Here is a 24,299-nt window from a genome sequence, read left to right on the forward strand (position 1 = left end):
AAAGCGCTGATCGGCAGTAACCAAGGCATCACTTGGCAGCGCAGCAGGGCTGCGCGGGCGTGACGCGGCTATGCGTTGAGCGCAGTGGGCTCTGGGCAGGGGTGGGCGCTGCGGGGCTGCAGCGGCGCGGCCTCAGGTGCGTTGCAAGGGCTTTGCTGCAGCAGGGCCTTGGGGTCTTCGGCCTGCAGCACGCTGCGGGCCCAGGGCTGCAGGGCCTGGGTGTCGGCCAGCAGGATGCGCTCCTTGACGGCCAGGATTTGCGCCGGGTGCATGGAGAAGGAGCGCAGCCCCAGGCCCAGCAGCAGCTCGGTCAGCTCGGGCTCGCCGGCAATTTCGCCGCAGACGCACACGGGTTTGCCGCGCGCCTGGCAGCGCTGGATGACGTGGGCAATCAGTTGCAGCACGGCCGGGTGGGTGGCGTCGAACAAATGGGCCACGGATTCGTCGGCGCGGTCCACAGCCAGGGTGTATTGCGTCAGGTCGTTGGTGCCCAGGGAGACGAAGTCGAAGTGCTGCAGGAACTGGTCGATGGTCAGCGCGGCGGCGGGCACCTCGATCATCGCGCCCACCAGCACGGGGCCGAATGGCGTCTGGCTGGCGCGCAACTCCTCGCGGGCCAGCTCCAGCTGGTTCAGCACCTGCTGGATTTCCTGCCGCTGGCCCAGCATCGGGAAGAGGATGCGCAGCGGTCCGTGCACTGCGGCGCGCAGCAACGCGCGCAGCTGGGTGCGGAACATGGCCGGGCTGGCCAGGCTCCAGCGGATGGCGCGCAGCCCCAGCGCGGAGTGCTCTTGCGTCTGGCGGCTGACGGCCTGGCCGTCCAGCGCCTTGTCCGCGCCGATGTCGACGGTGCGGATGGTCACGGGCAGGCCTTGCATGGCCAGCATGGCGTCGCGGTAGGCGCGGTATTGTTCCTGCTCGTCGGGCAATGTGCCTTGTCGCCCCATGAAGAGAAACTCGCTGCGGAACAGTCCAACCCCAACAGCGCTGTTGTTCAGCGCAGCGGCGCAGTCTCCGGGCAGCTCGATGTTGGCCAGCAGCTCGATGCCCTGGCCGTCGTGGGTGATGGCCGGGGTGTAGCGCAGGCGCTGGCGGCGCTGGCGCACCTGTTGCAGCTGCTGCTGCAGCTGGCGGTAGTGCGCCAGGGTGGCGGCATCGGGGTTGACGATGACCTGGCCAGCATCGGCATGGACGATCAGCAGACAGTCCTGGGTGACGCGGCTGGTGGCATCTTTGGCGCCGACTACGGCGGGGATGTCCAGGCTGCGCGCAACGATGGCGGTGTGTGAAGTGGCGCCGCCGGTGTCGACGACGAAGCCGGCAAAGATGTTTTGCCGAAAGTGCAGCATGTCCGCCGGAGCCAGTTCGTGGGCGACGACGATCAGCGGCAAATCTTCTGCTGTTGGGTGGCTCTGACTGGCCTGTTGTGGATTTTGTTGAGTTGCCTGAGGCGTTGGGGCCTTGAGAGTGGCCTGAGTTTGTTGGATGCTGCTGAGGGCCGCGCCCAAGGCGCCCGGCGGCGGTGCAGCGGCCTGGCCGCGACCTTGCCGATCCTGCGCCTGAATGCATTGCACGACGCGGGCGACGAGCTGCTCCAGATCGGTTTTGCGCTCGCGCAGGTAGTCGTCGTCCATGGCGTCGAACTCGCGCGCGTACTGGGCCAGTTGCTGCATCAGCGCCCACTCGGCGTTGTAGCGGCGCTGGCGCACAAAGGCGGCAGCGCCTTGCTGCAGCGCTTCGTCCTCCAGCAGCATGGCGTGCACGTCCAGCAGCGCGTGCAGATCGCTGGAGGCAGGGTCTTCGGCAATGCTGTGCTGCACGCGGCGCAGCTCGCCGATGGCCAGGGCAAAGCCTTTTTCCAGGCGCTGCAGCTCGTGCGCCACCTGGGCCTTGCCGACCAGGTAGTGCTGCACGGGCAGTGGCTCCTTGCCCAGCAGCAAGGCCCGGCCAATGGCGATGCCACTTGAGACGGCGATGCCTTGGATGGGTGGTTTCATGCGTGTTCTCCTCTCCTCGAAATGTGCCGCGTCGGCATTGCCGGCCGTGCCCGCTGGCGGCGGCTGTGACGCGCCGCTCATTCGCTTTCGCCAAAGCGGTCGGCAATCAGCTCCAGCAGGGCTTGCATGGCCTGTTCTTCTTGTTCGCCTTCGGTTTCGAGCTGCACCTGCGCGCCCTGACCGGCAGCCAGCATCATCACGCCCATGATGCTTTTGGCGTTGATGCGGCGCCCGTTGCGCGCCATCCACACCTGGCACGGAAAGCTGCTGGCCAGCTTGGTCAGCTTGGCGGAGGCCCGTGCGTGCAGGCCCAATTTGTTGACGATGGTGGCGGTGGTTTGAATCATGCGGAGGCTGGGCTGGGTGATGGGGCCGCGCTGGGCACGGCGGCAATGCCTTGCACGCCGCCGCTTTGGGCGCGCTCGAGCAGCACGGGCAGCGGCTCGTGGCGGTAGGTCAGGCTGCGCAGCAGCATGGGCAGGTTGGCGCCGGTCAGCACCTGGGCGCTAATGCCATGCGCGGCACACCATTGCTGCAGCGCGCAGGCTACGTGGTAAGGGGTTGCGCCCACCACGTCGGTGAGCAGCAGCACGGGCGCGGGCGATGCGCCCAGCAGGGCAGGCGCCTGTGCCAGGCCCCAGGCGGTGTCGTGCGTGGGCTGCACGTCCAGTGTCAGCACGTCCTGCGCCAGCTCGGCCAGCACATGGGCGGCGCAGGCCTTCAGGGCATTGGCCAGAGGGGCGTGGGCGACGATCAGGATGCGGCAGGCGGGCATGGGCAATGGTTGGGGAAATGGCAGGTGTGCAAGAGCCTGGGCAAAGTGCAGGCGTTGCGCCGATCATACGCGCTGTGCGTGCTCGTCCGGCCCGGCGTTGGGCCGTGCGGGTGGCAGGTGCCGCCGCAGGAACCAGCCCAGCGCCAGCAGCTTGCACAGCCACAGCAGCAGCATCGCGCCCTGGTAGGCTGCCGGCTGCGACCAGCCCAGCGTTTGCAGCAGGTCAATGGCCAGGCCCAGGCCCCATTGCACGAAGAAGGTGCCCGTGAAGATCACCAGATTGAAGGCCGTCAGCGCTCGCCCGGCCAACTGGCTGGGGAATTGCTGGGCCAGCTTGGGCTGCACCAGAGAAAAGCCGGTCAGGCTCAGGCAGTAAACCGCCCAGTGCGGCCAGCGGCTGTCCGCGCCCTGCCAGACGACCCAAGGCAGCACCAGCAGGCCCAGCAGCATGGTGCCCAGCGTCAACGACTCCAGTTGCATGCCGCGTCGCTCCAGCGGCGCGGCCACCAGGCCCCAGGCAAAAAAGGCCAACATCATGGCGGTGTTGATGCCCAGCAGGCCGGCGGCGGCCTGCTCGGCCGTTTGCCCGGAAACATCGCGCAGCCAGGGGCCGGCCCAGAGTGTCAGGATGGCAAACAGCCCGCCATAGCCGAAAAAGGCCAGCGGGGCGACGCTGATGAAGCGGCGATTGCGCAGCACCACGCCGTAGCCTTTGAGAATGTCCAGCACCGAGGCCGGCGCGCCCACGCCGGGCGGGGCCAGCACGCTGCCCGATGCCGACCAGCGCGGCAGGCCCAACAGCAGGCCCAGTAGCGCCAGCGCGCCCACGCCGCACCAGGCCCAGAACACGCCGCGCCAGCCCAGCTGCGGCAGCAGCCATTGCACGGGCAGGGTGGAGAGCAACATGCCCAGCGCGCCGACCATTTGCATCCAGGCGTTGGCGCGCACCTGAGCCGCCGGGCTGTACCAGCGGCGGTAGGCCGTCAGCGGCGCCATCAGGCCGGCGGCCAGCCCCAGGCCCAGCAGCGTTCGGCCCAACAGCATCTGAGGGAAAGTCTGGGCTGCGGCCGTCATGGCGCCGCCCAGCAATGCCACGCAGAGGAAAGCCACGGCGGTGCGCGGCGGGCCGAAGCGGTCCAGGCAAATGCCCAGCGGGATTTGCATCAGGCAAAAGCCGATGAAATAACTGCCGGCCAGCAGCCCCAGGGCGCCAGAGTCCAGCGCGAAACTGGCGCTGAGCTCGGGCGCCAGCGTGGCGGTGACGGCCCGCACCAGCATCGAGAGCAGATACACCAGCGCAAACAGCAGGAATACGCGGATGGCGGCAGTGCGCGGCAGAAGCTGGTTCATGGCGTGATGCGCAGGGGCGCGACCCTAGACCCTAGTCAGGCGCTGGGGCGGGCGCCGAAGATGGCCTGGCCAATGCGCACGATGGTGGCGCCTTCCTCGATGGCCCACTCAAAATCGCCCGACATGCCCATGGACAGCTCGCTGAGCTGCGCGCCCAGGGCCGTCTCCTGCTGCAAACGCTCCAACAACTGGCGCAACTGCACGAAGCAGCCGCGCACCAGCGTAGCGTCGCTGCTGGGCATGGCCAGTGTCATCAGGCCACGCACGCGCAACGCAGAAAACGGCGCCAGCTGCTGTACGAAGCGCGGCACTTCACTGGCGGGCAGGCCGAACTTGCTGGCCTCTCCCGAAGTGTTGACCTGCACCAGCACGTCCAGGCTGCGGCCGTGCTGCTGCAGGCGGCGATCGAGCTCCTGCGCCAGCGGCAGGCTGTCCAGGGCCTGGAACTCATCGGCAAACTGGGCCACCTGGCGCGCCTTGTTGCTTTGCAAGTGGCCGATGATGCTCCAGCGCAGCCCTGGCAGATCACTCAGCGCCTGCCATTTGCCGTAGGCCTCCTGCACCTTGTTCTCGCCTAATGTGCGCAGGCCAGCGGCATAGGCCAGGCGCAACTGCTCGGCAGGCACCGTTTTGCTCACTGGCAGCAGGCGCACTTGCGATGGATCACGTCCGGCGCGGGCGCAGGCAGCGGCAATGCGCTGCTGCATGTTGGCAAGATTGCGCTGCATCTGCAGCTGGGCAGGCGGCAGGGCGTCGGAAGAAGGCATGGCAAAGAGGCCGGTCAAGGCGTGGAGCGGAAACGCCGCCGATTGTAGGTGGGGCAGGGCGGTCTCGGCATGCGCATGGCGTCGGGGCTGAGTCATCCGCTGTGGGCAGGGGCGTCTGGCTGTATCTGGCATCCAAAGGGCGAAATGGCGCAGAGTCTGGCTATAATCGCGCGTTTTTCACGCCGTGACGCATTTCCTGTTGCGGCGCCTGTGGTAACGGGGGCAGCGGCCCTCAAAAGAAGGAAATTGACATCATGATCGAAGCATCGACCAAGGCTGAACTCATCAAGGACAACGCGCGCAGCGCCAATGACACTGGCAGCCCCGAAGTGCAGGTGGCCTTGCTGACGGCGCGCATCAACGAGCTGACGCCGCACTTCAAACAGCACGCCAAAGACCACCACGGTCGTCGCGGCTTGCTGCGCATGGTCAGCCGCCGTCGCAAGCTGCTGGACTACCTCAAGCGCAAGGATGCGGATCGTTATACCGCGCTGATCGCCAAACTGGGTCTGCGCAAGTAATGCCATTTGCCGGTGGCAACAGGGCGGCAAGTGTGAGCGCAGGCATTGTCAGAGCAAGGCCGGCGAACGCAATTGAGCCATGCTGTCACTGGGAATTGGGCTAATCGGATCTCGAATGCAGGAACGCCTGGGTTTGCTCTGAAGCACTCAGGCGTTCCTGCATTTTCTTTTTCCTTGCCGCAGGCGATGGCTTGATCGCCATTCGTGGCGGCGGGCAGGGCAGATCGAAGCTGTGTCATTCCATGGGGGCTGATGCCTCCACGCCGACAACCGGCGGCGCGAGCCTCCATGGAATGGCATCGTGTTCTGCTCTAAGGGCGGGCCCCAGAAGGCCGCAGAGCCCATGTCACACCATACAACCAGGAGCAAACCATGAGTCTCTTCAACAAAGTCACCAAGTCCTTCCAGTGGGGCGACAAGACCGTCGTCATGGAAACGGGCGAGATCGCCCGCCAGGCCACCGGCGCCGTGCTGGTGAGCATCGACGGCACCGTGGTGCTGGCCACCGTGGCCGCCAGCAAAAGCGCCAAGCCGGGTCAGGACTTCTTCCCCCTGACGGTGGACTACATCGAAAAAACCTACGCCGCCGGCAAGATCCCCGGCAGCTTCTTCAAGCGCGAGGCCAAGCCCAGCGAGCTGGAAACGCTGACCAGCCGCCTGATCGACCGGCCCATCCGCCCGCTGTTCCCCGAAGGCTTCTTCAACGAAGTCCATGTGGTCATCCACACGCTGTCGCTCAACCCCGAGGTGGACGCCGACATCGCCGCCATGATTGGCGTGAGCGCGGCGCTGTCCATCAGCGGCATTCCGTTCAACGGCCCCATTGGCGCGGCGCGCGTGGGCTACATCAATGGCGAGTATGTGCTCAACCCCGGCCCCACGGCACGCAAGAACAGCCAGCTCGATCTGGTGGTGGCGGGCACCGAAGCCGCCGTGCTGATGGTCGAGTCCGAGGCCGACCAGCTCAGCGAGGATGTGATGCTGGGCGCCGTGGTCTTCGGCCACGAGCAGGGCAAGATCGCCATCGAGGCCATCCACGAGCTGGTGCGCGAGGCGGGCAAGCCGCTGTGGGCCGAGGACGGCACCTGGACGCCCGAGGCCAAGGACGAGGCCTTCATCGCCAAGGTGCAAGGCCTGGCCGAAGAAAAACTGCGCGCCGCCTACCAAATCCGCAGCAAGCAGGCCCGTACCCAGGCTGTGCGCGAGGCCTACGCCGCCATCAAGGCCGCGCTGGCCGCCGAAGAAGCGGCGTATGACGAGGTGAAGCTGGACAACCAGCTCTTCGAGCTGGAGGCAAGCATCGTGCGCGGCCAGATCCTGGCGGGCGAGCCGCGCATCGACGGGCGCGACACGCGCACCGTGCGCCCCATCGAAATCCGCAGCAGCGTGCTGCCGCGCACCCACGGCTCGGCCCTGTTCACGCGCGGCGAGACGCAGGCGCTGGTGGTGACCACGCTGGGCACCGAGCGCGACGCGCAGCGCATCGACGCGCTGGCCGGCGAGTTCGAGGACCGCTTCCTGTTTCACTACAACATGCCGCCCTTTGCCACCGGCGAAGCCGGCCGCATGGGCAGCACCAAGCGCCGCGAGATCGGCCACGGCCGCCTGGCCAAGCGCGCCCTGGTGCCGCTGCTGCCGGCCAAGGACGAGTTTCCCTACACCATCCGCGTGGTCAGCGAGATCACCGAATCCAACGGTTCCTCGTCCATGGCCTCGGTCTGCGGCGGGTGCCTGAGCCTGATGGACGCGGGCGTGCCCATGAAGGCGCACGTGGCCGGCATCGCCATGGGCCTGATCAAAGAGGGCAACCGCTTCGCCGTGCTGACCGACATCCTGGGCGACGAGGACCACCTGGGCGACATGGACTTCAAGGTGGCCGGCACCACCAGCGGCATCACCGCGCTGCAAATGGACATCAAGATCCAGGGCATCACCAAGGAAATCATGCAGGTCGCGCTGGCCCAGGCCAAGGAAGCGCGCATGCACATCCTGGGCAAGATGCAGGAGGCCATGGGCGAGGCCAAGGCCGAGATCAGCAGCTACGCGCCCAAGCTCTACACCATGAAGATCAACCCGGAGAAGATTCGCGACGTGATCGGCAAGGGCGGCGCCACCATCCGCCAGCTGACCGAGGAAACGGGCTGCACCATCGACATCGCCGAGGACGGCACCATCACCATCGCCAGCACCGACAGCGCACGCGCTGACGAGGCCCGCCGCCGCATCGAGGAAATCACCGCCGAGGCCGAGGTCGGCCAGGTCTACGAAGGCCCGGTGACCAAGCTGCTGGACTTTGGCGCGCTGGTCAACATCCTGCCCGGCAAGGACGGCCTGCTGCACATCAGCCAGATCGCGCACGAGCGCGTGGAAAAAGTGAGCGACTACCTGCAGGAAGGCCAGGTGGTCAAGGTCAAGGTGCTGGAGACCGACGAAAAGGGTCGCATCAAGCTGTCCATGAAGGCGCTGCTGGAGCGCCCCGCGCGCGAAGGCGGCGAGGGCAATGGCTTTGGCGGCAACGGCGACGAGCGCCCGGCGCGCGAACCCCGTGAACCGCGCGAGCCGCGCGAACCCCGTGGCGAGCGCCGCCCGCGTGGCGAGCGCACCGAGCGCGGTGGCGAACGCGCTACTGAACGTGCCGAGCGCGCCGAGCGTGAAGACCGCCCCGCCGCCGAAGACAGCCACGGCGGCATGGAGCCGCAGGCCTGAGCGGCTCCCGCTTGGGAACGATCAAGGGGTGAGCTGCCTGCGTGCTGACGCGGCGCGGCTGCCCCGTTTGCCTGCATCCTTTGCATGCCAACCCATTTGCGCAACACCATGAAGTGCATCGAAATAAGCGCCCCCGGCGGCCCTGAAGCGCTGCGCCCGGCCGAGCGCCCACAGCCCCAGCCCGGCCCCGGCGAGGCGCTGATCCGCGTGAGCGCCTCCGGCGTGAACCGGCCCGACGTGGTGCAGCGCCGCGGCCTGTACCCGCCGCCGCCTGGGGCTTCCGACCTGCCCGGGCTGGAAGTGGCCGGCGTCATCGAAGCCGGTGATGCCGCCGCGCTGGCCCAGGCTGGCTTGGCCGTGGGCGATCGCGTCTGTGCGCTGCTGGCCGGTGGCGGCTATGCGCAGTACTGCACCGCCCCCGTGGCGCAATGCCTGCCCGTGCCACGCGGCTTGAGCGACGCGCAGGCCGCTGCGCTGCCCGAGACCTTTTTCACCGTCTGGAGCAATGTGTTCGAGCGGGGCCGCTTGCAGCCGGGTGAAACCCTGCTGGTGCAAGGCGGCACCAGCGGCATTGGCGTAACGGCCATCCAGCTGGCCAAGGCGGCTGGGGCCACGGTCATCGTCACCGCCGGCTCCGATGCCAAATGCGCCGCCGCGCGCGAACTGGGCGCCGACCACGCCATCAATTACAAGACGGCCGACTTCGCCGAAGAAGCCCGCCGCCTGACGGATGGCCGGGGCGTGGACGTCATCCTCGACATGGTGGCGGGCAGCTACGTGCAGCGCGAAGTCGAATGCCTGGCCGAGGACGGCCGGCTGCTCATCATCGCCGTGCAAGGCGGCGTGGACAGCGGCTTCAACGCCGCGCTGGTGCTGCGCAGGCGCCTGACCATCACCGGCAGCACGCTGCGCCCGCGCCCGGTGGCCTTCAAGGGCGCCATCGCCCAGGCGTTGTGCGCCAAGGTCTGGCCCTGGCTGGAAAGCGGCGCCGTCAAGCCCGTGCTGCATGCCAGTTTTGATGCACTGCAAGCGGCCGATGGCCTGCCCAGCGGCGCCGCGCGCGCCCATGCGCTGATGGAGTCCAACCAGCACATTGGCAAGATCGTGCTGACCTGGGAGCATTGACATGAGCAAGAACAAACTGATCGCCGGCAACTGGAAGATGAACGGCAGCCTGGCCGCCAACGAGGCGCTGGTGCAGGCGCTGCGCGAAGGCATCGGCCAGGCGGCAGGCGATGCCGCGGTGGACGTGGCCGTATGCCCGCCCGCCGCCTACCTGGCCCAAGTGCAGGCGCTGCTGGCAGGCCAGCAGGCCATTGCGCTGGGCGCGCAGGACCTCTCGCAGCACGAAGGCGGCGCCTTCACCGGCGATGTCTCGGCCGCCATGCTGCGCGAGTTTGGCGTGCGCTACGCCATCGTCGGCCACAGCGAGCGCCGCCAGTACCAGGGCGAGAGCGACGTGCAAGTGGCCGTCAAGACCCAGCGCGCGCTGGCCGCCGGCATCACGCCCATCGTCTGCGTGGGCGAGACGCTGCAAGAGCGCGAGCAGGGCATGACCGAGTTCATCGTCAAACGCCAGCTCTCGGCGGTGATCCACCTCAACGGCCACTGCATCAGCGAAATCGTCGTGGCCTACGAGCCCGTCTGGGCCATCGGCACCGGCCAGACCGCCACGCCCGAGCAGGCCCAGGCTGTGCACGCCGTGCTGCGCACACAGCTCAAGGCCGCCACAGCCCATGCCGAGCGCGTGCGCATCCTCTACGGCGGCAGCATGAACGCGGCCAACGCCGCCGCGCTGCTGGCCCAGCCCGACATCGACGGCGGCCTGATCGGCGGGGCGGCGCTCAAGGCGCCGGACTTTCTCAACATCATTGCCGCAGCACGACCCTGAAGCAGCCCTGAGCCAACCACGAATTTTGATTGAACGAAAAAGGGATACGACATGAGCATGACGATGACACTGGTACTGATGGTCCAGATCCTGGCCGCTTTGGTCATGGCGGGCCTGATCCTACTTCAGCACGGCAAGGGCGCCGACATGGGGGCCGCGTTTGGCAGCGGCAGCTCTGGCAGCCTGTTTGGTGCCACGGGTGGGGCCAACTTCCTCTCGCGCATGACGGCGCTGTGCGCTACGGTGTTCTTTGCCGCTACGCTGGTGCTGGCTTACCTGGGTAGTCAGGGCATGCAGCGTCCCGCTGATGAAAGCGGCAGCAGTGTGCTGGACAGCCTGCCTGCCAGCAGCGCGCCTGCGCCGCTGCCCGAGAGCGGCCCAGCAGCGGCCATTCCTGGCGCTTCGGCCCCAGCCCCGGCTGCTGCCAGCAATGCTGCAGCCGCAGGCGCCACTGGCGCAAATGCCATCCCGGATGCCACGCCGGCTACGCCTGCGCCGACGCCGACTGCGTCTGAATCTGCCCCAGCGTCTGCCGTTGCTCCAGCATCCGCCGAGGCGCCTGCGGCAGCGCAGCCCGCTGCGGGCGAGGCGGCCGCCAGCAATGCAGCACAGGCCAACCAAGGGGCTGCGCCCTCCACGGCTACGACGGATGGCAGCAACCAGTAATGGTTGTTGGCTAAAGCCCGGTACAGGTCTGTGTGCTGCGGTGGCATGCCTGCAGTTGCGCAACAGGAGGCCCCGCTTCTGCCAAGGCTTTGAACAGGCGCTGAGGCAGATTGTCATGAAAAAGAAAAAATAACGACCTCCGGGGTTGTTAGAAGCCCGGAGACGCGTGAAAACGTGGTTAGAATACTTGCTGTCCTGCAAATGGGACAGGTGCTTGCAAGCCTGCTCTTCTGATCTTCAGCGCTGCAAGCACATCAAAAGCAAGTACATTGCGCCGTCGTGGTGGAATTGGTAGACACGCTATCTTGAGGGGGTAGTGGCCCATGGCTGTGCGAGTTCGAGTCTCGCCGACGGCACCATAACCAGATTACAAAAGTCTTCATTGCACGCATGGCTTCGCAGTGCAATGTCAGGCTTCGCACGATGGCCCTTATCCATGACTCTTGATCAGTATTTGCCCGTCCTGTTGTTCATTCTGGTTGGTGGCCTGGTCGGGGTGGTTCCCCTGGTGCTGGGGTGGATCTTGGGGCCAACGAGGCCTTATGCAGCCAAGAATTCGGCCTACGAGTGTGGCTTCGAGGCTTTTGATGATGCGCGCATGAAGTTCGATGTGCGCTACTACCTGGTGGCAATTCTGTTCATATTGTTCGATCTGGAGATTGCCTTCCTTTTTCCTTGGGCAGTGGCATTGCGCGATGTTGGCTTGGTTGGCTTCGTTGCGGTGTTGATATTCCTGACCATTCTGGTGGTGGGTTTTGCCTATGAGTGGGCAAAAGGCGCTCTGACCTGGGAGTGATCGGGTTTCCCGGTTGGCGGATGCACTCCGCCGAGGAGAATAAAAATGATTGAAGGCGTCCTCAAGCAGGGCTTTGTCACCACGACCTACGATGCGGTGGCGAACTGGGCGAAATCGGGCTCTTTGTGGCCCGTTACTTTTGGCTTGGCGTGCTGTGCCGTGGAGATGATGCACACTGCGGCGGCCCGTTATGACCTCTCTCGCTTTGGCGCTGAGGTGTTTCGCGCCAGCCCCCGGCAAGCCGATCTGATGATCGTGGCCGGTACGCTGTGCAACAAGATGGCGCCTGCCTTGCGCAAGGTTTACGACCAGATGGCCGAGCCGCGTTGGGTGATTTCCATGGGCTCTTGCGCGAATGGCGGTGGTTACTACCACTACAGCTATTCGGTGGTGCGCGGCTGTGATCGTGTGGTGCCCGTGGATGTGTACGTGCCAGGCTGCCCGCCCACGGCCGAGGCCTTGATGTACGGCATCATCCAGTTACAGCAAAAGGTGCGTCGCACGAACACCATTGCCAGGGTCTAAGCCTCATGAGCACCACGATGAACAAGCAAGAGTCCCTGCAGTCAGCCATGCAGGCAGTCAATCCCGAAATTCTTTGTGCCCAATTGCAAGCTCTGTTGGGGGAGCGTGTGCGTCGCGTGTCGCTTTCGCTCGATCAAGTTGTGATTGACGTGCCGGCTGCCAATTACCTGGCGGTGATGCAGCAGCTGCAGCAGGCCCAGGGTTGCCGTTTCGACACCTTGATCGACCTGTGCGGCGTGGACTATTCCGACTATGGCAATGGCGTGTGGGAAGGGGCGCGCTTTGGCGTTGTGGTGCAGCTGCTGTCGGTCCAGCTCAATCAGCGCGTGCGCGTGCGCTGCTTGGCCGAGGACGATGACTTCCCTGTGTTGCCTTCGCTGATTGGCATCTGGCGCTCGGCCAACTGGTATGAGCGAGAGGCGTTTGACCTGTATGGCATCGTCTTCGATGGACACGATGACCTGCGCCGCATTCTGACTGACTACGGTTTCATCGGTCACCCGTTCCGCAAAGACTTTCCCCTCTCCGGACATGTGGAGATGCGCTACGACGAGGCGCAGGGGCGCGTGGTGTACCAGCCTGTGACCATCGAGCCGCGCGAGATTACGCCGCGCGTGATCCGTGAGGATACCTATGGAGGCCCGCACTGAATTGGCGCTGAGCGCGCCCGAAGGTTGGGAACGACACGATGGCTGAAATCAAGAACTATTCGCTCAACTTTGGCCCGCAGCACCCGGCTGCGCACGGTGTGCTGCGTCTGGTGCTGGAGCTCGATGGCGAGGTGGTGCAGCGCGCCGACCCGCACATTGGCCTGCTGCATCGCGCCACCGAGAAGCTGGCCGAGCATAAGACCTACATCCAGTCGCTGCCTTACATGGACCGTCTCGACTACGTCTCCATGATGTGCAACGAGCATGCGTACTGCCTGGCCATCGAAAAGATGCTGGGCATTGAGGTACCGCTGCGAGCGCAGTACATCCGCGTGATGTTCAGCGAGATTACCCGCATCCTCAACCACTTGATGTGGCTGGGCGGCAATGGCAACGATGCTGGCAGCTCGACCATTCTGATCTACGCCTTCCGCGAGCGCGAGGATTTGTTCGACATCTACGAGGCAGTGTCCGGCGCGCGCATGCACGCGGCCTATTTCCGCCCGGGCGGCGTGTACCGCGACCTGCCCGACTCCATGCCTCAGTACCAGGCCTCCAAGGTGCGCAATCAGCGCAGCCTGGACCGCCTCAACGAAGCGCGTCAGGGAAGCCTGCTGGACTTCATCGACGACTTCACGCAGCGCTTTCCCAAGTGCGTGGATGAATATGAGACGCTGCTGACCGACAACCGCATCTGGAAGCAGCGTACCGTGGGCATTGGCGTGGTCAGCGCCGAGGATGCATTGAACTTGGGCATGACCGGCCCGATGCTGCGCGGCTCGGGCGTGGCCTGGGATTTGCGCAAGATGCAGCCCTACGACGTGTACGACCGCGTTGAGTTCGACGTGCCCGTGGGCGTGACCGGTGACTGCTACGACCGCTATCTGGTGCGCATGCGCGAAATGCGCGAGGCCAACCGCATCATCAAGCAGTGCGTGGACTGGCTGCGCGCCAACCCCGGCCCCGTCATCACCGCCGACCGCAAAGTGGCGCCGCCGCCGCGCGCCAATATGAAGTCGGGCATGGAGGAGCTGATCCACCACTTCAAGCTGTTCACCGAAGGCTTCAAGGTGCCCGAGAGCGAGACCTATGCCGCAGTCGAGCATCCCAAGGGCGAGTTCGGCATCTACATGATCAGCGATGGCGCCAACAAGCCCTATCGCATGAAGATTCGCGCGCCCGGCTTTGCGCACCTGTCGGCCATGGATGCCGTCACGCGCGGCTACATGCTCTCGGATGCAGTGATGATTCTGGGGACGCTGGATATCGTGTTTGGGGAGGTTGACCGATGATTACCGAAGCCACCAAGGCGCGCTTTGCGCGCGAGGTCGCCAAATACCCACCCGAGCGCAAGCAATCGGCCGTGATGGCCTGCCTGTCCATCGTGCAGCAGGAGCAGGGCTACATCAGCCAGCAAAGCGAGGCCGAAATCGCCGCTTATCTGGACATGCCCGAGATTGCCGTGCACGAAGTCACGACCTTCTACAACATGTACAACCAGCAGCCAGTGGGCAAGTTCAAGCTGGCTGTTTGCACCAACTTGCCATGCCAGCTGCGCGGCGGCAAAGAGGCGCTGCAGCATCTGGAGCAGCGTCTGAAAGTGCACATGGGCGAGACCACGGTCGACGGCATGTTCACGCTGCAGCAGTGTGAGTGCCTGGGTGCCTGCGCGGATGCGCCGGTGATGCTGGTCAACGACCGCGACATGTGCAGTTTCATGAGCAACGAGCGCCTCGACCAACTCGTCGACGCCTTGCGTGCGGAGGGCAGCCAATGAGCCTGCGAGACATTCTTCAGCCGTTCAAGTCCACCGGCCGTGAGACCTGCTTTCACGGTCGCCACATTGAGCCTCAGATCTACGCCCACCTCGACGGCAGCAACTGGTCGCTGCGCGATTACCAAAACCGCGGCGGCTACCGCGCGCTGAAAAAGGTGCTGGGCAAGGACGGCGGCCAAGGCCTGAGCCAGGACGACATGGTGGCGCTGCTCAAGGAATCGAGTCTGCGCGGCCGTGGCGGCGCGGGCTTTCCTACCGGCCTGAAGTGGAGCTTCATGCCGCGCAACTTCCCGGGGCAGAAGTACGTGGTCTGCAACTCCGACGAGGGCGAGCCGGGTACCTGCAAGGACCGCGACATCCTGATGTACAACCCGCACATCGTCATCGAAGGCATGATCCTGGCGGGCTACACCATGGGCGCCAGCGTGGGCTACAACTACATCCACGGCGAAATCTTCGAGGTCTATGAGCGCTTCGAGGCCGCTCTGGAGGAAGCGCGCGCGGCGGGTTTCCTGGGGCAGAACATCCTGGGCACGGACTTCAGCTTCGAGCTGCATGCCCACCACGGCTTTGGCGCCTACATCTGCGGCGAGGAAACAGCTCTGCTGGAATCGCTGGAAGGCAAGAAAGGCCAGCCGCGTTTCAAGCCGCCATTCCCAGCCAGCTTCGGCCTGTTTGGCAAGCCCACCACCATCAACAATACCGAGACTTTTGCCGCCGTGCCCTGGATTGTGCGCAATGGCGGCCAGGCCTATCTGGAATGCGGCAAGCCCAACAATGGCGGCACCAAGATCTTCTCGGTCAGTGGCGATGTGCAGCTGCCAGGCAATTATGAAATTCCCATGGGAACGCCCTTTGCCAAGTTGTTGGAGCTCGCTGGCGGCGTGCGCCCAGGGCGCACCCTCAAGGCCGTGATCCCCGGTGGCTCGTCCGCGCCTGTGATTCCGGCGGCGATGATGATGGAATGCACGATGGACTACGACTCCATCGCCAAGGCCGGCTCCATGCTGGGCTCGGGCGCGGTGATCGTCATGGACGACACGCGCTGCATGGTCGAGTCGCTGGCGCGCCTGTCCTACTTTTACGCCCATGAGTCCTGCGGCCAGTGCACTCCCTGCCGCGAGGGCACGGGCTGGCTTTCGCGCGTAGTGCACCGCATTTTGCACGGCCACGGCCGTCCCGGCGATCTGGAGCTGCTGGACTCTGTGGCTGGCAACATCCAGGGCCGCACCATCTGCGCACTGGGCGATGCCGCTGCAATGCCGGTGCGTGCCATGCTCAAGCACTTCCGCCATGAGTTTGAGGCCAAGATCGCTGCGGCCCAGCCGCAGGTGCAGCCGCCAGAGCCAGTCCTCCCAGGCATGGCCGGGGCGCTGGAGGCCGTTGTGGCCGCCCACGCGGCGCAGCGCGCGGCCGCCTGATCGATGATGGAGAACCCGCGATATGGTTGAAATCGAACTCGACGGCAAAAAAGTCCAGGTGCAGGAAGGCAGCATGATCATGCATGCGGCCGAGAAGGCAGGCACCTACATCCCGCACTTTTGCTACCACAAGAAACTCTCCATCGCCGCCAACTGCCGCATGTGCCTGGTGGACGTTGAAAAAGCCCCCAAGGCCCTGCCTGCCTGTGCCACGCCGGTGACGCAAGGCATGGTGGTGCATACGCACAGCGCCAAGGCCGTGCAGGCCCAGCAATCGGTGATGGAGTTCCTGCTCATCAACCATCCGCTGGACTGCCCGATCTGCGATCAAGGCGGTGAATGCCAGTTGCAGGATTTGGCTGTGGGCTATGGTCAGGGCCGCTCGCGCTACCAGGAGGAAAAGCGCGTCGTGCTGCACAAGAACGTCGGCCCGCTGATTTCCATGGAGGAGATGAGTCGCTGCATCCAGTGCACACGCTGCGTGCGCTTCGGCCAGGAAGTGGCCGGCGTGATGGAGCTGGGCATGATCAATCGTGGCGAGCACTCCGAGATCACCACGGTCAAAGGCGATACGGTCGATTCTGAAATCTCCGGCAACATGATCGACATTTGCCCCGTGGGCGCGCTCACCAGCAAGCCCTTCCGCTACAGCGCCCGTACCTGGGAGTTGTCGCGCCGCAAGTCGATCGCGCCGCACGATTCCTCGGGCGCGAACCTGATCGTGCAGGTCAAGAACCATCGCGTCATGCGCGTGCTGCCGTTCGAGAACGAAGCTGTCAACGAATGTTGGATCGCCGACCGCGACCGCTTCTCCTACGAAGCCCTCAATGGCCCCGATCGCCTGCGCACGCCCATGATCAAGCAGGGGGGGCAATGGCAAGAGGTGGGCTGGCAGCAGGCGCTGGAATACGTGGCGCAAGGTCTGAGCCAGATCAAGGCCGAGCACGGCGCGCACCGCATTGGCGCACTGGTTAGTCCGCACTGCACCCTTGAAGAACTGATCCTGGCCAAGCAGCTGATGCAGGGCCTGGGCAGCGACAGCATCGACCACCGCCTGCGCCATGCCGAATTCGCTCAGCAGGTCGGCGTGCGTTGGCTGGGCACCTCAATCGCGTCGCTCTCTACCTTGGGTCAGGCGCTGGTCATCGGCTCCAACCTGCGCAAGGAGCACCCGTTGTTTGCCGCGCGCATCCGCCAGGCCGCGCGCCATGGCGCGCAGGTCTATGCCTTTACCGAGCATGCCTATGACTGGGCCATGCCCGTGGCACACAACTGGATCGTGCCCAGCACGCACTGGCTGCCCGAGCTGGCCAGCCTGGCAGCGGCCGTGGCCGCCGAGAAGGGCTTGCCAGCGCCGCTTGAGGCCCAGGTGCATGCGCAAGACCAGGCCTTGGCCAAGCAATTGCTGGCTGGCGCCGGTGGCGTGGCCAAGGCCGTGCTGCTGGGCAATGCCGTGGCCCACCATCCGCAGGCCACGGCCTTGCTGGCCCTGGCCAACTGGCTGGCCGAGCACATCGGCGCTAGCGTCGGCTTCCTGACCGAGGCGGCCAATACCGTGGGCGCTCAATGGGCCGCAGCCTTGCCGGGCGCGCATGGCCTGAATGCCGGGCAGATGCTGGCCGGTGGGGCCAAGGCCTTGCTGTTGCTCAACACCGAACCGCAGTGGGACAGTGCTGCCGGCCAGAATGCCGTGGCCGCCTTGCAGCAGGCCGAGATGGTGGTCACGCTCAGCCCGTTCAAGACCAACTTGGAGTTCTCCGACGTGCTGCTGCCGATCTCGCCGTTCACGGAAACCTCCGGCAGTTTCGTCAATGCCGAAGGCAGGGTGCAGAGCTTCCATGCCGTGGTCAAGCCACTGGGCGAAACCCGCCCGGCTTGGAAAGTGCTGCGCGTGCTGGGCAATCTGCTGGGCTTGCCCGGCTTCGACTACGAAGAATCGCCCGAAGTGCTGGCGCGCTTTGCGCGCGAACGCACCGGCGAGAGCAAGCCTGCATTCGTGCCGGCTGCGACATTGAGCAATCGTGCCGACATCGCCCAGGTCGATGTGCGCGTCGCTGGAGTGCGCCCGGTCGTGGCCAGCATCTATCAGCTCGACGGCTTGGTGCGCCGTGCCCCGGCCCTGCAGGCCACGGCCGATGCCCGCCTGGGCGAGCGCGCTGGCTGGGCCGAGGTGCAACGCGATGCAGCGCAGCCCAACTCCCCAATTGCCCGCGCTGTCGATGAGGTGAGCGCATGATCGAATCCTTCTACAACCTGGGCTTCAACGCGATCGACGCCGCATGGTGGAACGGCCTGGCTTGGCCAGTGCTGTGGAACCTGCTGAAGATCGTGGCCATCGTGGCCCCGCTGATGATTGCCGTGGCCTACCTGACGCTGTGGGAGCGCAAGCTGCTGGGCTGGATGCAGGTGCGCTATGGCCCCAATCGCGTTGGCCCTTGGGGCCTGCTGCAGCCCATGGCCGATGGCCTGAAGCTGCTGACCAAGGAAATCATTCGCCCCTCGGCGGCCAGCTTCAAGCTCTACCTGCTTGGCCCGGTGATGGCCATCATGCCGGCGCTGGCTGCCTGGGTTGCCATCCCATTCGGCCCGGACATGGCGCTGTCCAACGTGCATGCCGGTGTGCTGTTGATCATGGCCATTACCTCCATCGAGGTCTACGGCGTCATCATTGCCGGCTGGGCCTCGAACTCCAAATACCCGTTCCTGGGCGCAATCCGCGCCTCGGCGCAGATGATCAGCTATGAGATCGCGCTGGGCTTTTGTTTTCTCGCGGTCGTCATGGTCACGGGCAGCATGAACCTCAGCGACATCGTGCGCGTGCAAGAGGTGGGCCGTTTTGCCGACATGGGCCTGAATTTCCTGTCTTGGAACTGGCTGCCGCTGCTGCCGCTGTTCGTGGTCTACATGATCTCGGTCGTGGCCGAAACCAACCGTCATCCGTTCGACATGGTCGAGAGCGAGGCCGAGATCGTCGCCGGCCACATGGTCGAGTACTCTGGCATGGGTTTTGCGATCTTCTTCCTGGCCGAATACGCCAGCATGTGGCTGGTGTCGTTCCTGGCGGCAATCTTGTTCCTGGGCGGCTGGGATGCGCCTTTGGCTTTCCTGGACTTCATCCCTGGCTGGATCTGGCTGGGAATCAAGGCCTCGTTGGTCGTCAGCTGGTTCATCTGGATCCGCGCCACTTTCCCGCGTTTCCGCTATGACCAGGTCATGCGCCTGGGTTGGAAGATTTTTATCCCATTGACACTGGTGTGGGTGGTCGTGGTCGGCATTTGGCTGTTCTCGCCGCTGAACATCTGGCATTGATGGAGCGAACAAGCAGATGGCACACACCACGCAAGCCAAACCCACGATCTCCGGCAACGCCTTTTCCCTGAAGGACTTCTTCAAGAGCTTCATGCTCTGGGAGTTGCTCAAGGGCATGATGCTGACCGGCCGCTACGCCATGAGCCGTCGCATCACGGTGCAGTTCCCTGAGGAGAAAACTCCGCTGTCACCGCGTTTTCGCGGCCTGCATGCGCTGCGCCGTTATGAAAACGGCGAGGAGCGTTGCATCGCCTGCAAGCTGTGCGAGGCGGTCTGCCCGGCCATGGCCATCACCATCGAGTCGGACGTTCGCGATGACGGTACACGCCGCACCACACGCTACGACATCGACTTGACCAAGTGCATCTTCTGCGGCTTTTGCGAAGAAAGCTGCCCGGTGGATTCGATCGTCGAGACGCAGATCTTCGAATACCACGGCGAAAAGCGCGGCGATTTGTACTTCACCAAGGAAATGCTGCTGGCCGTGGGCGACCGCTACGAGAAAGAGATTGCCGCGGCCAAGGCGGCCGATGCCCCGTACCGCTAAAGCCCTGCGCCAGCAGCGGGCTGGATTCCAGGGGCGTACATCCCATTCCTTACGAAGACCTTTGCAGCGCCGAAGGCGCAGGCTGAGAAGAAGACCGTCATGGACGTCAGAAACGCATTCTTTTACCTTTTTGCCGCAGCGCTGCTGTTTGCAGCCTTGCGCGTCATCACGGCGCGCAACCCGGTGCATGCGGTGCTCTACCTGATCTTTGCCTTCTCGCAGGCCGCAGGGGTCTGGCTGCTGATGCGTGCCGAGTTCCTGGCCATCCTGCTGGTGATGGTGTACCTGGGGGCGGTGATGGTGCTGTTCCTGTTCGTCGTGATGATGCTGGACATCCGCATCGAGCGCATGCAGGGCGCACTGAAGAAGAACCTGCCGGCGGCGCTGGTGATTTTGGCCGTGGTCGTAGGCCAGATGGTGGCCGTGCTCTGGCTGGGCTTTCCCGATACCGATGCCGCTGGCGAACTCATCGCCGCCCAGCCTGGCTACAACAACACGCGTGAGCTGGGCAAGCTGATGTACACCGAATACGTGCTGCCAGTGCAGGTCGCCGGCGTGATCCTGCTGGTGGGCATGATTGCCGCGATCGCACTGACGCTGCGCACGCGCCGCGACACCAAGGCCATCGACCCCTCGCTGCAGGTGCACGTCAAGGCCGAGGATCGCATGCGCGTCGTGCAAATGCCTGCAGTGCGCCGCGCGCCTGCGGTTGAGCCGGCACAGGCCGCGCAAGAGGAGATCAAGCCATGAGTCTGACACTGGGGCATTTTTTGTCGCTGGGGGCGATCCTGTTCGCCCTGGCCGTGGTGGGGATCTTCCTCAACCGCAAGAACCTGATCGTGCTGTTGATGGCCATCGAGCTGATGCTGCTGGCCGTGAACATGAACTTCGTGGCGTTCTCCTACTTCCTGGGCGACTTGCACGGGCAGGTGTTCGTGTTCTTCATCATGACCGTGGCAGCGGCCGAGGCGGCCATTGGCCTGGCCATCCTGGTGCAGCTGTTCCGCGCCCGCACCAGCATCAGCGCCGATGACTTGACGACCCTCAAAGGCTGAGCACGAGGCAAGGCAGACCATGACTCCAACACTTTCCGCATCGACCTTGCTCTGGGTGCCGTTGGCCCCATTGATCGGCGCCTTCATCGTCGGCATCTTCGGCACCGCCATGGGCGGCAATCTGCTGGGCCGCAGGGCAGGGCACAGCATCACCATCGCCGGCGTGTTCATCGCCTTCGTGCTCTCGGCCATGACCCTGTGGAAAGTCATGAACGGCGCGCCGGTGCTCAACCAGACGCTCTACCAATGGGCTGTGCTGGGCAATACCGCGATGGAGGTCGGCTTCCAGATCGACAGTCTCTCGGCCATGATGATGGTGGTGGTGACCTTCGTCTCGTTGATGGTGCACCTCTACACCATCGGCTACATGGAGGGCGACCCGGGCTACAACCGCTTCTTCTCCTACATCTCGCTGTTCACCTTCTCCATGCTGATGCTCGTGATGAGCAACAACATGCTGCAGCTGTTTTTCGGTTGGGAGGCTGTGGGCCTGGTGTCCTACCTGCTGATCGGCTTCTGGTACACCAAGCCCACTGCCGTATTCGCCAACCTCAAGGCCTTTTTGATCAACCGCGTGGGCGATTTCGGCTTCATTCTGGGCATCGGTTTGCTGGTGGCCAGCGTGGGTACCTTCAACTACAGCGAGGTCTTTGCCCGCGCCGACCATCTGGCAACACTGAATCTGCCAGGCACCGACCGTAGCCTGCTGACGGCGGCGCTGATCTGCCTGTTCATCGGCGCCATGGGCAAGAGCGCGCAGTTCCCCTTGCACGTCTGGCTGCCCGATTCGATGGAAGGCCCGACGCCGATCTCGGCGCTGATCCACGCCGCCACCATGGTGACGGCCGGCATCTTCATGGTGGCGCGCTTCTCGCCGCTGTATGAGCTGTCGGACACCGCGCTGAACTTCATCCTCATCATCGGCTCCATCACGGCCTTTTTCATGGGACTGCTGGGCCTGATCCAGAACGATATCAAGCGCGTCGTGGCCTATTCCACGCTGTCGCAGCTGGGCTACATGACCGTGGCCCTGGGTGCCTCGGCCTACCACGTGGCGGTGTTCCACCTGATGACGCACGCCTTCTTCAAGGCGCTGCTGTTCCTCGGCGCGGGTTCGGTCATCATGGGTTGCCACCACAACCAAGACATGCGTTATATGGGCGGGCTGTGGAAGTACATGCCGATTACCTGGATCACCTCGCTGCTGGGTTCGCTGGCGCTGATCGGCACGCCGTTCTTCTCCGGCTTCTACTCCAAGGACGCCATCATCATGGCCGTGGGCGCCAGCAACCTGCCGGCCTCGGGCCTGGCCTACTGGGCCGTGCTCTCGGGCGTATTCATCACGGCGTTCTATTCGTTCCGCATGTACTTCCTGGTCTTCCATGGCCGCGAGCGCTACGACGAGGATCCGCACGCGCATGAGCACCACCACGACGACCATGGCCATGGTCATGGCGCCAAGCCGCACGAATCGCCCTGGGTGGTGACGGTGCCGCTGCTGCTGCTGACCATTCCTTCGGTGGCCATTGGCGCCTGCGTGCTGATGGGCTTCCTGTTCGGTGATTTCTTCAAGGGCGTGATCTTCGTCGATGCGGCCAAGCACCCGGCCATGGCCTACCTGGCCGAGCACATCCACGGCTGGCTGGAGCTGGGTCTGCACGCCTTCGTCACGGCGCCTTTCTGGCTGGCGCTGGCCGGTGTGGCGACCGCCTGGTATTGCTACATGGTCAATCCCGCCGTGCCGGCATTCTTCCAACGCGCCTTCCACCCCATCTACCGCCTGTTCGAGGAAAAGTACTTCATGGACAAGCTCTGGATCGATGGCATCGCAGGCAGCTTCATGAAGCTGGGGCGGGTGTTCTGGAAGGCGGGCGACCAGGCGCTGATCGATGGCGCCGTGGTCAACGGATCCTGGCGACTGGTGGGCTGGCTGGCCGGCGTGGTGCGCTGGTTCCAATCGGGTTTCATTTACTACTACGCGCTGGTCATGATTCTGGGTGTGTTCGCGCTCATGGCGTATTTCGTGTGGCGGAGCCACTAGGAGAACAAGAAAAATGGCTTGGTTAAGTCTCGCGATCTGGGTGCCCATCGTGGCGGGCATCCTGCTGCTGCCCCTGGGCAAGCCTGGGCAGGCCAACCTGGTGCGTTGGCTGGCGTTGGCCGGCGCCGTGCTGGGCCTGCTGGTGACGCTGCCGCTCTATACCGGCTTCGACACTGGCACGGCTCAGATGCAGTTCGTCGAAAAAACACCCTGGATTGCCGCGTTCAACGTGCATTACCACCTGGGCGTCGATGGCCTGTCGTTCTGGTTCGTGCCGCTGACAGCCTTCATCACCGTCATCGTCGTGATTGCCTCGTGGGAGAGCATCACTGAGCGCGTCAACCAGTACATGGGTGCATTCCTGATCCTCTCGGGCCTGATGGTGGGCGTGTTCACCGCGCTGGATGGCATGCTGTTCTACGTGTTCTTTGAGGCCACACTGATCCCGATGTACCTGATCATTGGCGTCTGGGGCGGGCCGCGCAAGATCTACGCCGCGTTCAAGTTTTTCCTCTACACCCTGCTGGGTTCGCTGCTGACGCTGGTGGCGGTGATCTACCTCTACAACGTCTCGGGCGGCAGCTTCGACATCCTGACCTGGCATGCCCAGCCGCTGTCGCTGTTGGAGCAGACCTGGATCTTCTTTGCCTTCTTCGCCGCTTTCGCCGTGAAGATCCCGATGTGGCCGGTGCACACCTGGCTGCCTGACGTGCACGTGGAAGCGCCCACGGGCGGCTCGGCCGTGCTGGCGGCCATCATGCTCAAGCTGGGGGCCTACGGCTTTCTGCGTTTCTCGCTGCCAATCGCCCCCGATGCCGCGCAGGAATATGCCTGGCTGATGATCGCGCTGTCGCTGATCGCGGTGATCTACGTGGGTCTGGTGGCCATCGTGCAGGAGGACATGAAAAAGCTCGTGGCCTATTCCTCGGTGGCGCACATGGGCTTCGTCAGCTTGGGCTTTTTCCTCTTCAACCAGCTGGGCATGACCGGCGCGTTGGTGCAGATGATCGCGCACGGCTTCGTCTCGGCTGCGATGTTCCTGGCCATCGGCGTGCTCTACGACCGCATGCACACCCGTGAGATCGCCGCCTACGGCGGGGTGGTCAACACCATGCCCAAGTTTGCCGCCTTCGCGCTGCTGTTTGCCATGGCCAATGCTGGCCTGCCAGCCACGGCCGGCTTCATCGGTGAGTGGATGGTCATCCTGGGCTCGGTGCAGCACAGCTTCACCGTAGGCATCCTGGCGGCCACGGCGCTGATCCTGGGCGCGTCCTATTCGCTGCTGATGTACAAAAAGGTCTACCTGGGCGATGTGCGCAACGATGAGGTGCGCGCGCTGCAGGACATCAATGCGCGTGAAATGCTGGTCATGGTCGTGCTGGCCGTGTGCGTGCTCTACATGGGCATTCACCCCAAGCCCTTTACCGACGTGATGGACGCCTCCGTCGCCCAACTGCTGGCCAACATCGCGCAGGCCAAGCTGCAGTAATTGCCCAGAAGAGAGT

23 protein-coding genes and 1 tRNA gene are annotated in these 24,299 nt (G+C 64.4%); 19 read left to right on the plus strand and 5 right to left on the minus strand.

All coding sequences use genetic code 11. The features are described 5' to 3' along the window. Positions 1-68 precede the first annotated feature (68 nt). From ptsP to CLI93_RS00580, 5 genes are all read right to left on the minus strand, one after another. Positions 69-1,997, minus strand: coding sequence for a phosphoenolpyruvate--protein phosphotransferase (gene ptsP / locus CLI93_RS00560; protein WP_095541914.1), 1,929 nt, complete (start codon positions 1,995-1,997; stop codon positions 69-71). A gap of 77 nt (positions 1,998-2,074) precedes the next feature. Further along, on the minus strand, positions 2,075-2,344 hold the full coding sequence (locus CLI93_RS00565) for an HPr family phosphocarrier protein (RefSeq protein WP_095541915.1): 270 nt from the start codon (positions 2,342-2,344) through the stop codon (positions 2,075-2,077). Continuing rightward, a complete protein-coding gene (locus CLI93_RS00570; RefSeq protein WP_095541916.1) occupies positions 2,341-2,772 on the minus strand; it encodes a PTS sugar transporter subunit IIA in 432 nt (143 codons plus the stop codon). The genes CLI93_RS00565 and CLI93_RS00570 overlap by 4 nt, the downstream gene beginning before the upstream one ends. A gap of 63 nt (positions 2,773-2,835) precedes the next feature. Continuing rightward, a complete protein-coding gene (locus tag CLI93_RS00575) occupies positions 2,836-4,122 on the minus strand; it encodes an MFS transporter (RefSeq protein ID WP_095541917.1) in 1,287 nt (428 codons plus the stop codon). 35 nt (positions 4,123-4,157) lie between these two features. After that, a complete protein-coding gene (locus CLI93_RS00580) occupies positions 4,158-4,889 on the minus strand; it encodes a YggS family pyridoxal phosphate-dependent enzyme (protein WP_095541918.1) in 732 nt (243 codons plus the stop codon). Between the two features lie 254 nt (positions 4,890-5,143). On the opposite strand from CLI93_RS00580, the gene rpsO reads away from it, so the two are divergent. The 19 genes from rpsO (at position 5,144) to CLI93_RS00675 (ending at position 24,283) form a co-directional block, all read left to right on the plus strand. Then, complete coding sequence (gene rpsO / locus CLI93_RS00585; protein ID WP_095541919.1) at positions 5,144-5,410, plus strand: 30S ribosomal protein S15; 267 nt, start codon at positions 5,144-5,146, stop codon at positions 5,408-5,410. A gap of 372 nt (positions 5,411-5,782) precedes the next feature. Then, positions 5,783-8,116, plus strand: a complete 2,334-nt coding sequence (pnp, locus tag CLI93_RS00590; protein WP_095541920.1) for a polyribonucleotide nucleotidyltransferase — start codon at positions 5,783-5,785, stop codon at positions 8,114-8,116. Positions 8,117-8,224: 108 nt separating this feature from the next. Next, positions 8,225-9,241, plus strand: a complete 1,017-nt coding sequence (locus tag CLI93_RS00595) for an NAD(P)H-quinone oxidoreductase (RefSeq protein WP_095542017.1) — start codon at positions 8,225-8,227, stop codon at positions 9,239-9,241. A gap of 1 nt (position 9,242) precedes the next feature. Next, positions 9,243-10,007, plus strand: a complete 765-nt coding sequence (tpiA, locus tag CLI93_RS00600) for a triose-phosphate isomerase (RefSeq protein ID WP_095541921.1) — start codon at positions 9,243-9,245, stop codon at positions 10,005-10,007. Positions 10,008-10,058: 51 nt separating this feature from the next. Next, positions 10,059-10,673 (plus strand): preprotein translocase subunit SecG, encoded by a 615-nt coding sequence (secG, locus tag CLI93_RS00605; RefSeq protein WP_095541922.1) that lies wholly within the window; start codon positions 10,059-10,061, stop codon positions 10,671-10,673. Between the two features lie 273 nt (positions 10,674-10,946). After that, positions 10,947-11,032 (plus strand) — tRNA-Leu (locus tag CLI93_RS00610). Positions 11,033-11,109: 77 nt separating this feature from the next. Beyond that, positions 11,110-11,469: an NADH-quinone oxidoreductase subunit A gene (locus CLI93_RS00615; protein ID WP_095550377.1), complete on the plus strand. Its 360-nt coding sequence runs from the start codon at positions 11,110-11,112 to the stop codon at positions 11,467-11,469. 45 nt (positions 11,470-11,514) lie between these two features. Further along, entirely contained in the window at positions 11,515-11,994 is a 480-nt protein-coding gene (locus CLI93_RS00620) for a NuoB/complex I 20 kDa subunit family protein (protein WP_095538587.1), read from the plus strand. 47 nt (positions 11,995-12,041) lie between these two features. After that, positions 12,042-12,644, plus strand: coding sequence for an NADH-quinone oxidoreductase subunit C (locus tag CLI93_RS00625; RefSeq protein ID WP_095995835.1), 603 nt, complete (start codon positions 12,042-12,044; stop codon positions 12,642-12,644). Between the two features lie 38 nt (positions 12,645-12,682). Beyond that, positions 12,683-13,936 (plus strand): NADH-quinone oxidoreductase subunit D, encoded by a 1,254-nt coding sequence (locus CLI93_RS00630; RefSeq protein ID WP_095541923.1) that lies wholly within the window; start codon positions 12,683-12,685, stop codon positions 13,934-13,936. After that, the gene (locus tag CLI93_RS00635; protein WP_095541924.1) at positions 13,933-14,421 is read left to right on the plus strand and encodes an NADH-quinone oxidoreductase subunit NuoE family protein; all 489 of its coding nucleotides are present in this window, start codon (positions 13,933-13,935) and stop codon (positions 14,419-14,421) included. The genes CLI93_RS00630 and CLI93_RS00635 overlap by 4 nt, the downstream gene beginning before the upstream one ends. After that, positions 14,418-15,842: an NADH-quinone oxidoreductase subunit NuoF gene (gene nuoF / locus CLI93_RS00640; RefSeq protein WP_095541925.1), complete on the plus strand. Its 1,425-nt coding sequence runs from the start codon at positions 14,418-14,420 to the stop codon at positions 15,840-15,842. Before CLI93_RS00635 ends, nuoF begins: the two co-directional genes overlap by 4 nt. A 22-nt stretch (positions 15,843-15,864) precedes the next feature. After that, on the plus strand, positions 15,865-18,078 hold the full coding sequence (gene nuoG / locus CLI93_RS00645) for an NADH-quinone oxidoreductase subunit NuoG (protein WP_095541926.1): 2,214 nt from the start codon (positions 15,865-15,867) through the stop codon (positions 18,076-18,078). Further along, positions 18,075-19,151 carry an NADH-quinone oxidoreductase subunit NuoH gene (gene nuoH / locus CLI93_RS00650; protein WP_095541927.1) on the plus strand — a complete coding sequence of 359 codons (1,077 nt, stop codon included), beginning with the start codon at positions 18,075-18,077 and terminating at the stop codon, positions 19,149-19,151. The genes nuoG and nuoH overlap by 4 nt, the downstream gene beginning before the upstream one ends. Before the next feature lie 16 nt (positions 19,152-19,167). After that, on the plus strand, positions 19,168-19,698 hold the full coding sequence (gene nuoI / locus CLI93_RS00655; protein ID WP_095541928.1) for an NADH-quinone oxidoreductase subunit NuoI: 531 nt from the start codon (positions 19,168-19,170) through the stop codon (positions 19,696-19,698). A 99-nt stretch (positions 19,699-19,797) separates the two neighbouring features. Next, the gene (locus tag CLI93_RS00660) at positions 19,798-20,448 is read left to right on the plus strand and encodes an NADH-quinone oxidoreductase subunit J (protein WP_095541929.1); all 651 of its coding nucleotides are present in this window, start codon (positions 19,798-19,800) and stop codon (positions 20,446-20,448) included. Further along, a complete protein-coding gene (gene nuoK / locus CLI93_RS00665) occupies positions 20,445-20,753 on the plus strand; it encodes an NADH-quinone oxidoreductase subunit NuoK (protein ID WP_095538593.1) in 309 nt (102 codons plus the stop codon). The genes CLI93_RS00660 and nuoK overlap by 4 nt, the downstream gene beginning before the upstream one ends. 19 nt (positions 20,754-20,772) lie before the next feature. Beyond that, positions 20,773-22,794, plus strand: coding sequence for an NADH-quinone oxidoreductase subunit L (nuoL, locus tag CLI93_RS00670; RefSeq protein ID WP_095541930.1), 2,022 nt, complete (start codon positions 20,773-20,775; stop codon positions 22,792-22,794). 13 nt (positions 22,795-22,807) lie between these two features. Then, positions 22,808-24,283, plus strand: a complete 1,476-nt coding sequence (locus tag CLI93_RS00675) for an NADH-quinone oxidoreductase subunit M (protein WP_095541931.1) — start codon at positions 22,808-22,810, stop codon at positions 24,281-24,283. The last annotated feature ends 16 nt before the right edge of the window (positions 24,284-24,299 follow it).

This window comes from Vandammella animalimorsus, from assembly GCF_002288875.1.
Classification (GTDB): domain Bacteria; phylum Pseudomonadota; class Gammaproteobacteria; order Burkholderiales; family Burkholderiaceae_C; genus Lampropedia; species Lampropedia animalimorsus.